Origin of the sequence: Brevundimonas sp. (genome assembly GCF_023259385.1) — a bacterium.
Taxonomy (GTDB): domain Bacteria; phylum Pseudomonadota; class Alphaproteobacteria; order Caulobacterales; family Caulobacteraceae; genus Brevundimonas.
In genome coordinates this window covers 1-11,793 of record NZ_JAHFPF010000097.1, presented here as the reverse complement: position 1 = coordinate 11,793, position 11,793 = coordinate 1, and the positions used below count along the sequence as shown (strand labels likewise).

At 69.3% G+C, this 11,793-nt stretch carries 13 protein-coding genes; 10 read left to right on the top strand and 3 right to left on the bottom strand.

Annotated elements, in window-relative coordinates; all coding sequences use genetic code 11:
- The first annotated feature begins 28 nt into the window (after positions 1-28).
- The 4 genes from Q0C81_RS09110 to alr all read left to right on the top strand — a co-directional run bounded on the left by Q0C81_RS09110 (position 29) and on the right by alr (position 4,873).
- Positions 29-2,170 (top strand): DEAD/DEAH box helicase, encoded by a 2,142-nt coding sequence (locus tag Q0C81_RS09110; protein ID WP_291836730.1) that lies wholly within the window; start codon positions 29-31, stop codon positions 2,168-2,170.
- 123 nt (positions 2,171-2,293) lie between these two features.
- Positions 2,294-3,376 carry an ABC transporter ATP-binding protein gene (locus Q0C81_RS09105; protein ID WP_291836729.1) on the top strand — a complete coding sequence of 361 codons (1,083 nt, stop codon included), beginning with the start codon at positions 2,294-2,296 and terminating at the stop codon, positions 3,374-3,376.
- 104 nt (positions 3,377-3,480) lie between these two features.
- Positions 3,481-3,720: a hypothetical protein gene (locus Q0C81_RS09100; RefSeq protein WP_291836728.1), complete on the top strand. Its 240-nt coding sequence runs from the start codon at positions 3,481-3,483 to the stop codon at positions 3,718-3,720.
- A 115-nt stretch (positions 3,721-3,835) separates the two neighbouring features.
- Complete coding sequence (alr, locus tag Q0C81_RS09095) at positions 3,836-4,873, top strand: alanine racemase (protein ID WP_291836727.1); 1,038 nt, start codon at positions 3,836-3,838, stop codon at positions 4,871-4,873.
- Here alr and Q0C81_RS09090 read toward each other — a convergent pair.
- Genes Q0C81_RS09090 through Q0C81_RS09080 form a run of 3 tightly spaced genes read right to left on the bottom strand, consistent with a single transcriptional unit; the run spans position 4,870 to position 5,991 of the window.
- Positions 4,870-5,055 carry a hypothetical protein gene (locus Q0C81_RS09090; RefSeq protein ID WP_291836726.1) on the bottom strand — a complete coding sequence of 62 codons (186 nt, stop codon included), beginning with the start codon at positions 5,053-5,055 and terminating at the stop codon, positions 4,870-4,872. The genes alr and Q0C81_RS09090 overlap by 4 nt on opposite strands.
- 53 nt (positions 5,056-5,108) lie before the next feature.
- The gene (locus Q0C81_RS09085) at positions 5,109-5,390 is read right to left on the bottom strand and encodes a hypothetical protein (RefSeq protein ID WP_291836725.1); all 282 of its coding nucleotides are present in this window, start codon (positions 5,388-5,390) and stop codon (positions 5,109-5,111) included.
- 10 nt (positions 5,391-5,400) lie between these two features.
- Positions 5,401-5,991, bottom strand: coding sequence for a hypothetical protein (locus Q0C81_RS09080; protein ID WP_291836724.1), 591 nt, complete (start codon positions 5,989-5,991; stop codon positions 5,401-5,403).
- Between the two features lie 155 nt (positions 5,992-6,146).
- On the opposite strand from Q0C81_RS09080, the gene radA reads away from it, so the two are divergent.
- The 6 genes from radA (at position 6,147) to Q0C81_RS09050 (ending at position 11,622) form a co-directional block, all read left to right on the top strand.
- Positions 6,147-7,523 carry a DNA repair protein RadA gene (gene radA, locus Q0C81_RS09075; RefSeq protein ID WP_291836723.1) on the top strand — a complete coding sequence of 459 codons (1,377 nt, stop codon included), beginning with the start codon at positions 6,147-6,149 and terminating at the stop codon, positions 7,521-7,523.
- Between the two features lie 65 nt (positions 7,524-7,588).
- The gene (locus Q0C81_RS09070) at positions 7,589-8,230 is read left to right on the top strand and encodes a hypothetical protein (RefSeq protein ID WP_291836722.1); all 642 of its coding nucleotides are present in this window, start codon (positions 7,589-7,591) and stop codon (positions 8,228-8,230) included.
- A 100-nt stretch (positions 8,231-8,330) separates the two neighbouring features.
- Positions 8,331-8,927 (top strand): CvpA family protein, encoded by a 597-nt coding sequence (locus Q0C81_RS09065; RefSeq protein WP_291836721.1) that lies wholly within the window; start codon positions 8,331-8,333, stop codon positions 8,925-8,927.
- Positions 8,928-8,955: 28 nt separating this feature from the next.
- The gene (gene purF / locus Q0C81_RS09060; RefSeq protein ID WP_291836720.1) at positions 8,956-10,470 is read left to right on the top strand and encodes an amidophosphoribosyltransferase; all 1,515 of its coding nucleotides are present in this window, start codon (positions 8,956-8,958) and stop codon (positions 10,468-10,470) included.
- 6 nt (positions 10,471-10,476) lie between these two features.
- Positions 10,477-10,821: a VOC family protein gene (locus Q0C81_RS09055; protein WP_291836718.1), complete on the top strand. Its 345-nt coding sequence runs from the start codon at positions 10,477-10,479 to the stop codon at positions 10,819-10,821.
- A 48-nt stretch (positions 10,822-10,869) separates the two neighbouring features.
- Positions 10,870-11,622, top strand: coding sequence for an SDR family NAD(P)-dependent oxidoreductase (locus Q0C81_RS09050; protein ID WP_291836716.1), 753 nt, complete (start codon positions 10,870-10,872; stop codon positions 11,620-11,622).
- The last annotated feature ends 171 nt before the right edge of the window (positions 11,623-11,793 follow it).

Here is an 11,793-nt window from a genome sequence, read left to right as displayed (position 1 = left end):
CGCCCCGAAGCGCCCTACGAGACAATTCATGCCCTTCCCCGCCAGTCATCCCGCGCTCGACCTCGCGCTTTCCGAACGCGGCTATGCCGAGCCCACCCCCGTCCAGGCCGCCGTGCTGGAGGCCGAACAAGGCCGCGACCTGCTGGTCTCGGCCCAGACCGGCTCGGGCAAGACGGTGGCCTTCGGCCTGGCCCTGGCTCCCACCCTGCTGGGCGAAGCCGAGAAATTCGCCGAGTTCGGCGCCCCCGTCGCCCTGGTGATCGCGCCGACGCGCGAACTGGCGCTGCAGGTGTCGAACGAACTGCAGTGGCTCTACGCCCAGACCGGCGCGCGAATCGTCTCGTGCGTCGGCGGCATGGATCCCAAGACCGAGCGCCGTCAGCTGGATCGCGGCTGTCATATCGTCGTGGGCACCCCGGGCCGCCTGCGCGATCACGTCGAGCGCGGCGCGCTGGACCTGTCGACGCTGCAGGCCGTCGTGCTGGATGAAGCCGACGAGATGCTGGATATGGGCTTCCAGGAAGACCTGACCTTCATCCTCGACGCCGCCCCGGCCGAGCGCCGCACCCTGCTGTTCTCGGCGACGCTGGCGCGCGACATCGTGCAGCTGGCCAAGACCTATCAGAAGGACGCGCTGCGGATCGACACGGTCGCCGGCGCCGGCTCGCACGCCGACATTGAGTACAAGGCCATCCGGGTCGCCCCGAACGAGGTCGAGCTCGCGGTCGTCAACGTGCTCCGCTATTTCGAGGCGCCCGGCGCCCTGGTGTTCGCCAACACGCGCGAACGGGTGAAGCATCTCACCTCGTCCCTGCGCGAGCGCGGCTTCTCGGTCGTCGGCCTGTCGGGCGAACTGACCCAGAGCCAGCGGTCCGAGGCGCTTCAGGCGCTGCGGGACGGTCACGCCCGCGTCTGCGTCGCCACCGACGTGGCCGCTCGCGGTCTGGACCTGCCCGACCTGGGCCTGGTCATCCACGCCGAGATTCCGGTCAACAAGGCCGGCCTGCTGCACCGCTCGGGCCGCACCGGCCGGGCGGGCAAGAAGGGCGTATCCGTCCTGCTGGTCAGCTATACGCGCCGCCGCAAGGTCGAGCTCATGCTGGGCTCCGCCGGGATCAAGGCCGAATGGTCGGGCCCTCCGAGCGCCGACGAGATCCGCGCCAAGGATCAGCAGCGCATGCTGACCGACCCTGTCCTGACCGCCCCGGTCGAGGACGAGGACATGCTGGCCATGGGCCGACAACTTCTGGAGAAGAGCACGCCCGAGCAGATCGCCGCCGCCCTGATCCGGTTGTACCGCGAGAAGCTGCCGCCGCCCGAGGACGTCTATGACGACGACCGGATGAAGCGTCAGCAGGAGAGCGGCAAGAACGACAAGGGCCAGCCGGACGTCCCGTACACGGACTTCGCCCGCGGCGGGGACATGGCCTGGTTCCGCATCAATATCGGCCGCGACAAGAACGCCGACCCGAAGTGGCTGATGCCGACCATCTGCCGTCTGGGTCACGTGACCAAGCGCGACATCGGCGCGATCAAGATCTTCGACCGCGAGACCAAGTTCGAGATCACCGAGGAGATGAAGGCCAAGTTCGAGGCCGCCATCGCCCAGGGCCTGGAAGACGGCGTGAAGATCGAACCGGCGGTCAAGCCGGGACCGTCCGAGAAGCCCGTCAGCCGCTGGGACAAGAAGCCCGCCGGCGGCGGGGATCGCCCTGACAAGAAGCCCTGGAAGGCGCGCGAAGAGGGCGGCGACAAGCCCGCCTGGAAGCCCCGGGAAGACCGTCCCGAGGGCGCCAAGAAACCTTGGGTCAAGCGCGAGGACGGCGACAAGCCGGCCTGGAAACCGCGTGAGGACCGCCCGCAGGGTGAAAAGAAGCCCTGGGTGAAGCGCGATGACGCCGCCGCTCCGGCCGCCGAGGGCAAGAAGCCCTGGGTCAAGCGGACCGCCGCCGATCCGACCCCTCCCGGCAAGAAGCCGTGGGTGAAGAAGCCCGCCGCCGAGGGCAAGACGCCCTGGACGCCGCGATCGGACGCCGAGGCCGCTCCGGCCGCCGCCGGCGACAAGCCGTGGAAGGGCAAGCCCAAGGGCGGCGACCGTCCGTGGGCGGCCAAGGACGCGCGCGGCAAGCCGGCCGCGAGCAAGCCTTTCAAGCCCAAGGGTCCCCGGTAACTCCGGGGCCCACGCCGCCCTGCGTCGCCTTGCGCCGCGACTGTAACCGTTTACGGTGACGTCGAAATCGGCTCGAACGGCGGCCAACGCCGCGAGTCGGGCGACAAGAAACGGGCAGGAAACATGGCGGACGTCCGGCTGACCGGCGTGACGAAGCGGTTCGGGACGACCGAGGTGCTGAAGGGAATCGATCTCCAGATCGAGGACGGCGAGTTCGTGGTCTTCGTCGGCCCCTCGGGCTGCGGCAAGTCCACCCTGCTGCGCACTATCGCGGGTCTGGAAGAGGCCTCGGGCGGCGAGATCGCCATCGGCGGACGCAAGGTCAACGACCTGTCCCCGTCAGACCGCGGCATCGCCATGGTGTTCCAGTCCTACGCGCTCTATCCGCATATGAGCGTGTATGAAAACATGGCCTTCGGGCTGAAACTTGCGAAGGCGGACAAGGCGGAGATCGACCGCCGAGTGCGCGCCGCCGCCGAGACGCTGAACATCACCGACTATCTGGAGCGCAAGCCCAAGGCCCTGTCTGGCGGGCAGCGCCAGCGCGTCGCCATCGGCCGGGCCATCGTGCGCGAGCCGCAGGTCTTCCTGTTCGACGAGCCCCTGTCCAACCTCGACGCCGCCCTGCGGGTGCGCATGCGCTACGAGTTCGCCGGGCTGCATGAGCGGCTGAAGACGACCATGGTCTATGTCACCCACGACCAGGTCGAGGCCATGACGCTGGCTGACCGGATCGTGGTGCTAAACGGAGGCGTGATCGAACAGGTCGGCGCCCCGATGGAGCTGTACGAACGGCCCCGCAACCTGTTCGTCGCGGAGTTCATCGGCAGCCCGAAGATGAACCTGATCCCGGCCGAGATCGTCACCGCGACGGCGAAGGCTGCGACCGTGAAGACGGCCGCGGGCGATACGCTGAAGGTGTCGGTGGACGCCTCGACCGCCAAGGCCGGCGACAAGGTCACCCTCGGAATCCGTCCCGAACACCTGGCCCTGGGCGGGTCCAGCTGCGGGATCATGACGCAGGTGACCTTCGCCGAGACCCTGGGTCACGCCACCTATGCATATGCGACCTACGGCGAGACGGCCCTTACGGTGCAACTGCCGGGCGACGTGCGGCCCCAGACGGGCAAGGCCCTGGCGCTGGCGGTTCCGTCGGAGCAGGCGCACCTGTTCGACACTGGCGGGATGGCGTTCCCGCGCGCCTGACGAACCGCCCCGGGGACACGCCTGCGACAACACCTGCAGGTTGAGGATCGACTCAATCTGTGATGGTAGTGACGCGGGCGCTTTCGCCCTTAGGGAGGTTACCGATGAAGACCATCGCCAAACTCGCCTTCGCCGCCGCCATCGCCCTGGCGGCCGCCTCCGGAACCGCGACCGCATCCCCGCCGCCCGCCGCGATTTCGGGACCCTGGGCCAGCGTCGCCTATCTTTCGGGCGGTCAGCTGGTGGGCGGCGCGCAAATCTATTGCGACACCGATCCTGTGACCTGGGGCAACACCACGACCTACGATTCCGAGGTGTGGACCTACTATTACATGTGTCCCTGATTTTGACCGGCGGCGCCCCTTCGGGGGCGCCGTCCTTACTGCGGAGATCGCCTTTTCCGCACCTGCCGCGACCACTCGTGTTGCATCGCACAAGGGGAGGCTTCTAGATGGCGGGATGCCCTCTCCGGCCACGCTGACCATCGACCTCAACGCGCTCGCCGCGAACTTCCACACCCTGCAGGCGGTGGGCGGCGCCCCCGTGCACCCCGTGGTCAAGGCCGACAGCTACGGCCTGGGCGCCGCGGCGTGCGCGACCCGGCTGGCGGCTGAGGGGGCGCGGACCTTCTTCGTTTCCCGCAGCGCCGAGGGCGAGGCCCTGCGCCAGGCGCTGGGCGGCGGCCCCGTGATCTATGTGCTGGACGGCTGCCTGACCGGCCACGCCGGGCGGCTGGCGGCGGCGGACCTGCGACCGGTGCTGAACACCGCGGCGCAGCTGGCGGAATGGCGCGCCGCGAACGGCGGTCCGTCCGGCCTGCAGATCGACACCGGCATGAACCGGCTGGGCTTCCGCGTGGAAGATGCGCCCGAGCCGTTCGAGGGGCTTGAGCTGGTGCTGAGCCACCTGGCCTGCGCCGACGCTCCGGACGAGCCGATGAACGCCCGCCAGCGCGACGCCTTCGCGACGGCGGCGCTGCGTTATCCGGGGACGGTGCGGTCGTTCGCCAACTCGGGCGGCGCCTTCCTGGGTCCCGACTACGCCTTTGACGCCCTGCGCCCGGGCATCTGCCTGTACGGCGGCGGGCCGGAGGGCCGCCCCGATCCCCGTATCCGCGCCGTCGCGACGGTGGAGGCTGAGGTGCTGCAGGTGCGCGACGTGCCCGCGGGCGAAAGCGTCGGCTACTCCCAGGGCTTCCGCGCCGACGCCCCGGTCCGCATCGCCACCTGCGCGGCGGGCTACGCCGACGGCCTGCTGCGCAGCTACAGCCCCCGAGGCGAGGTCTTCGTCGGGGGCGAACTGCGCCCGATCCTGGGCCGCGTCTCGATGGATGTCTGCGCCGTCGATGTCAGCGGGCTGGACGTCTCCGTCGGCGACCGCGTCGAACTGTACGGCCCGAACCGGATGATCGACGACGCGGCGACGGCGGCGGGGACGATCAGCTATGAACTGCTGACCTCGATCACCACCCGCGTGCCGCGCCTCTACGTCGGCTAGACCGCCTCGGCGCGCCAGATCTGGTTGGAGCCGCCGTTCCACGACCACGGGATGATCGGCGTGCGCTCGTCCGTGTGTTCCCCCGCGATATCCGCGACCCGGTCGTGATCCGGGTTGTTGAGCGCGAACCAGCAGCCGTCGACGAAATCGATCGTGAAGCGGGTCGAGGGATCGCCCGACATGTCATCCATAGGAACGCGGTCGTTCGACAGGCTGAAGCCCCCGTCTCCCCAGATCAGCAGACATCCGGGATCGGCGCCCAGCCGAGCGTGAACGTGCCGCCCGGCGCGGCCTCGGCGACGAGGACGGTCGCGCCGTCATCCCCCAGCGACATTCGCCGCACGCCGATGAAGTACTCCAGCGCCAGGGTCTCGACCTCACCCATGAAACCGCTCCCGCCGGACGGCCGCGCGGCGTGGAGCCCGAAGGCGATGTCGGGATCCATGTAGGAGATCAGCCGGAGGCGTCGTCCGTTCGCGAACTCCGACAGGTCGGTCAGATTGCCGTAGGCGTCCATCGGGGTTTCCTCAGCCGGGCTTGCCGGATTTGACGGGATCCGGCGCAGCCGAGGCCGCCGGGGTGTCGGCGTTGGCCAGCGCGCCGCCGGCCGGCGGGACGAAATCCACGTCCTGGGCCCGCCAGGTCTGGTTGCCGCCGCCGTTGGCCTGGAAGGCGATGATCGGATTGTTCTCGCCCGTGCCGGACTCGCTGATGTCCACGACCTGGCTGGAGCCGAAGGCGCTGAGCACGAACCAGGGACCATTCTGCCACTGGGCCTGGAACTCCGGATAATAAGTGGGGTCGCCGTCGATGGACTGGGAGATCGGCTCCAGTGTCAGACGGCCGGTGGAGTCTCCCTCCATGGACAGGGCCTGGTTCGGGTCGCTGCCCCAGGCGAGGTAGAACATCCGGGATTTGCTGCCCGCCGCGACCCCGGCGATGAAGATCGTCTCGTTCGGACTGCCGTTCGACAACCGGTGCACGCCGACGCCGGACCAGCCGGTATCGGTGTCGCCCGTCACTCCCATGGCCACATCGGGATCAAGATACGAGATCAAGCGGATGCGCCGGCCGGTGAGGAACTCGTCGTCCGTCGTCAGATTACCGTAGGCGTCCATGACCCGCGCTCCCTTGAGCGAACAACGATACACCGATGCAACGGCAAAGCTAGTCGCTGGGCATCCAGCGTGCGCCGCGGGCGGTACGTCAGAATTGGTCGTAGGCCTGTAGGCGCCCCCTGCCCCGCCTTCGCCGACTCCTGTAAGCCAGCGGCATGGCGAGAGACGGCGCGATCTATGTTTGTCAGTCCTGCGGGGCGGTCCACGGCAAGTGGTCCGGCCAGTGCAGCGCGTGCGGGCAGTGGAACTCCATCGTGGAGGAAAGCCGTTCGGCCCCGCCCGGCGCGCTGAAGCCGGCGGCGGCCAGCCGGACGCGCGGCCTGCAGTTCGAGACGCTGCAGTCCGACACGCCCGAGCCGCCGCGCATCATCACCGGCGTGGCCGAGTTCGACCGGGTGTGCGGCGGCGGCGTAGTGCCCGGCTCGGCTATCCTGCTGAGCGGCGATCCCGGCGTCGGCAAGTCGACCCTGCTGCTGGATGTGGCCGGACGGGCGGCGCTGGCGGGCAAGCGGGTGGCCTATATCTCGGGGGAGGAGGCGGTGGAGCAGATCCGCTCGCGCGCCCGCCGCATGGGGCTGGAGAAGGCGCCGGTCGAGCTGGCCTCGGCCACGGCGCTGCGCGAGATCCTCGGGACGCTGAAGCGCGAGAAATTCGACATCGTCATCGTCGATTCCATCCAGACCCTGTGGTCCGACGCCCATGAAGCCGGACCCGGCTCGGTGACCCAGGTCCGCGCCTGCGCCAGCGAGATGGTGCGGCTGGCCAAGTCGGGCGGGCCCGCCGTCATCCTGGTCGGTCACGTGACCAAGGACGGCCAGGTCGCCGGGCCGCGCGTGGTCGAGCATATGGTCGACGCCGTGCTGAGCTTCGAGGGCGAGCGCGGCTATCCCTTCCGCATTCTGCGCGCGGGCAAGAACCGCTTCGGCGCCACCGACGAGATCGGGGTGTTCGAGATGGGCGACGGCGGCCTGCGCGAGGTCAGCAACCCGTCGGCCCTGTTCCTCGGCGAGGGCACCGACCGCGCGCCCGGCGTGGCGGTCTTCGCCGGCATCGAGGGCTCGCGCCCCGTGCTGGTCGAGATGCAGGCCCTGGTGTCGAAGTCCGCCTACGGCACGCCGCGCCGGGCCGTGGTCGGCTGGGACACCGGGCGCCTGGCCATGGTGCTGGCGGTGCTGGAGGCGCGTTGCGGCATCGGCTTCGGCGATCAGGACGTCTATCTGAACGTGGCGGGCGGACTGCGCATCAATGAGCCGGCGGCCGATCTGACGGCGGCGGCGGCCCTGATCAGTTCGGCCATGGACATGCCCCTGCCGCAGGGCTGCGTCGTCTTCGGCGAGATCAGCCTGTCGGGCGAACTGCGGGCGGTGGGCCGAGCCGAGGCCCGCCTGCGCGAGGCCCGCAAACTGGGGTTCGACATGGCCCTTTCGCCCCCGCTGACGGTCAAGGACCGGGGCGTGAAGGCCGCCCCCGTCAGCCGCCTGTCGGAGGCGGTCGATAGAATCTCGCAAAACCGCTACGGTGAGACCCGATAGGCGCCCTCCCCGCGTCCGGCGCCCGGCGATCAGTTCCAACCCTTCCTGATGGAGCGACTGGCGTAATGGTATCCAAGCATTTCGCAATCCCCGCCCTGGCGGTGATCCTGCTGGCCGGTTGCGGCCAGAACGCGGACAAGGCCGAGAGCGCCGCGCCCGCCGAGGCCGCGGCTCCCGCGGCCGCCGCACCGACCGCCACCGCCCCAGGCGCGGCTTTCGACATCACCAAGATTCCGGTTTCGACCGCGCCGCTAGGCGTCTTCCCCTACATCACCCTGCCCGCCGGATACGTGGACGGCGGCGGGAAGACCCTGGACCTGGCCCGCTTCCCGTTCTGGACCGGAACCGCGTTCGAATTCGTCGAGGGCAAGGTCTATCAGGCCGGCATCCGGCCCGACGAGGGCAAGACCTTCTCCAAGCTTGAGCTCCAGCGCGGCATCGAGCGCCAAGTTCTGGCCGCGGGCGGCGTGAAGGTCACCGAAAGCCGGATCCCGAGCTCGGCGTCCGACGCGCTGACCGACGATGTGAAGGTCGGCATGATCGACGGGCTGGGCGACATCTACAACGACGCGACCACGACCTATGTGATCCGCAGGGCGGACCGGAGCATCTGGGTGCATGTCGTGCCGAGCATGTACGGCGGCGCCTGGACCATCGCCGAGACCGAACCCGCGCCGGCTCCGCCCGCCGCGGCCCCCGCCGCCTGATCCGGAGAGCGCGCCGGCGGACCGCACGGCGGCGCGCGCCGGAAAACATCGAACGAATCCCGCGGAGGGGCTATGCTGGCCCCTCTCTTGCCGAGCGCCCATGACCGGTTTCGACGTCTTCGCCATACTGGTCATCCTCGCCTCGGCCGGCGCCGGCTGGGTGCGCGGCGCGACGCGCGAGATCATCACCCTGCTCAGCTTCGTGCTGGCGGCCTTCATCGCCCTGATCGCCCTGCCGCTGACGGCGCCGATCGGGCGGGGCCTGGTCGATCCGGACTGGGCCGGCACGATCCTGTCCGCCGTCGGATCCTTCCTGCTGATCTATTTCGGCATCCGCATCTTCGGATCCTTCCTGTCGAAGCGGGCGCAGGCCCATCCGCAACTGGGCGGCGTGGACCGGTTCCTGGGCGTCTTCGTCGGCTCGGCCCGCGCCCTGGTGCTGCTGGGGGCGATCCATCTGGTGATCGTGGCGGCCATGCCGGGCGAGAAGACGCCGCGCTGGCTGAGCGAAGCGGCCCTGCGGCCGGCGACGGCAGGCGCCGCGCGGCTGATCCAGATCATTCTTCCCGGCATCGGACGCGGCGCTGACGCGCTGTCGCCCGTAGTCAGTTCGTCCGTGAGCAAAGGGTTTTCGGACGATGAAGCCTTGCCCTCGCCCCAAACAAGCAATACTTCGCCGCCGTCCGCCCAACGCTAGCGTTCCCCTGCTTCATCGGAGCCCCACGATGAGCCGCCTCGACCATTCCATCGCCGCCCCGGTCGTCCACCGGGAGCACCATCGCGACGCCGACGACGACCGTCCGCGTCTGGAATGCGGGGTCTGCGGGGTCTGGGGCGCGGACCAGGACGAAGCCTCCGCCGTCGTCGCCCTGGGCCTGCACGCCCTGCAGCATCGCGGCCAGGAAGCCTGCGGCATCGCCAGCGTCCACGACGCCCGCTTCTACACCGAACGGCACATGGGCCTGGTGGGCGAGGCCTTCGGCGGAACCAACCTGGCCGAGCGGATGCCGGGCTCGGCGGCCGTGGGCCACACGCGCTACTCCACCGCCGGCGGTTCGTTCCTGCGCAACATCCAGCCGATGTTCGCCGACCTGGATCAGGGCGGCATCGCCGTGGCTCACAACGGCAACCTGACCAATTTCAAATACCTGCATAGCCAACTTGTCTCGGAAGGCGCGATCTTCCAGTCGACGTCGGACTCCGAGGTCATCCTTCACCTGATCGCCCGCAGCCGTAAGGCCAAGATCGTCGACCGCTTCATCGACGCGATCGGCCGGATCGAGGGCGGCTACGCCCTGGTCTGCCAGACCCGCTCCAAGATGATCGGCGCGCGCGACCCCCTGGGCATCCGCCCGCTGGTGCTGGGCCGCCTGGGCGACGCCTGGGTGCTGGCCTCCGAGACCTGCGCGCTGGACACCATCGGCGCGACCTTCGAGCGCGACGTGGAGCACGGCGAGGTCATCGTGATCGATCACGAGGGCCTGCGCTCGCTGAAGCCCTTCCCGACCAAGGCGGCGCGCCCCTGCCTGTTCGAATACGTCTACTTCGCCCGCCCCGACAGCGTCGTGAACGGCAAGTCGGTCTATGAGGTGCGCAAGCGCATGGGCCGCGGCCTGGCGCGCGAGCATGCGGTCGAGGCCGACGTGGTCGTGCCGGTGCCGGACTCCGGCGTCCCGGCCGCCCTGGGCTATGCGCAGGAAAGCGGCATCCCCTACGAAATGGGCATCATCCGCAGCCACTATCTGGGCCGCACCTTCATCCAGCCCAGCCAGGGCGCCCGGCAGAAGGGCGTGCGCATGAAGCACAGCCCCAACCGCGAGGTCCTGGCCGGCAAGCGCGTGGTGCTGATCGACGATTCGATCGTGCGCGGCACCACCTCGGTGAAGCTGGTGCGCGCCGTGCGCGCCGCAGGGGCCACCGAGGTCCATCTGCGCTCGGCCTCGCCGCCGATCCTGTACCCGGACTTCTACGGCATCGACATGCCGGAGCGGGACCAGCTGATCGCTGCCAACAAGACGCTGGAAGAGATGCGGGCCTATCTGGAGGTCGACTCGCTCGGCTTCCTGTCGGTCGACGGCCTGTACGGCGCCATGGAGGCCGGGAAGCGCGACGACCGCAACCCGCAGTTCACGGACCACTACTTCACCGGCGACTATCCGACCCGCCTGCTGGACCGGGAGATCGAGGAAGGCGGCCGCGAGGACAACACGCGGCAACTTTCCCTGCTGGTGAGCGCTTAGGGACCTATGGTCCAGCTCGGCTATTTCACGCTCGACACCCTTGATATCGAGAAGGCCCGAGCCTTCTACGGCGCCCTGTTCGGTTGGCGGTTCGACGAGGCCGCCTCAGGTCCGACCTACGCCCATGTCGCCGACAGCGAGCCGGCCTTCGGCTTCACCAAGGTCGAGCGCACCCGGGACTTCGCTCACCTGTATTTCCGCGTCGATGACGTGGACGCCCTGTGCAAGCGGGTGACCGAGCTGGGCGGCAAGGCCGCGGTCCCTTCGGACAGCGCCTCCGGCCGCAGCGTTGTGGTGTCAGACGATCAGGGCGTCAGCTTCAGCCTGTGGCGTCCCGCCGCCGGGTTCTGACGCCGGTTTCGCTTCCGGTCCGCCCAAGGCCGCGCTATCAGGCGCGCCATGACCGACCTTCCCCTGAAAGACCGCATCGCCCTCGTCGTCGGGGCCTCGCGCGGCATCGGCTATGAGAGCGCGCTGGCTCTGGCCAAGGCCGGGGCGCATGTGATCGCCACCGCCCGCACCCAGGGCGGGCTGGAGGATCTGGACGACGCCATCTATGCGGCCACCGGGCAGCACGCGACCCTGATCCCCTTCGACCTGGTGGACGGCGGCGGCATCGATCGCATGGGCGGCGCCCTATATGAGCGTTTCGGCAAGCTGGACATCTGGGTGCAGGCCGCCGCCACCATGGGCGCCGAGGGCCTGACGCCGGTATCGAACGCCGACCCGCGCGGCTTCGCCAAGGTCGAGAAGACCAATTTCACCGCCGTCTATCGCCTGATCCGCTCGCTGGAGCCGCTGCTGAAGGCGTCAGACGCCGGGCGCGTGATCCACCTGACCACCAGCGTCGCCGCCGCCCCGCGCGCCTTCTGGGGCGCCTACGCCGCGACCAAGGCGGGCGCCGAGGCGCTGATGAAATGCTGGGCCGACGAGATCGAGTCCATGCCGATCCGCGTCTCCATCGTCGATCCGGGCCGGATGCGCACCCAGCTGCGCGCCCAGGCCTATCCGGGCGAGGATCCGGAACAGAACATCCATCCCTCCGCCATCGGCCCGCTGGTGGTCGAGCTGGCGCGCGGCGACCTGACCCCGCCCCTGACCGTCAGCTTCAAGGAATGGAACGCGGCGCCGGGGGCGTCGGCGCTGGTCTAGACCGCGCATGCGCCCTCTCCCGCACGGGCAATTCCTCGGTGACCTGAACCGGTCGGTCCAGGCGGGCGGGTTCAGCGTCGATCTGCGGGTGGCCACACTGCCTCCCGAGGCGGTGACCGAACACTCGCATGACACTGCGCATTTCATCCTGCCGCTGGCGGACGGATACCG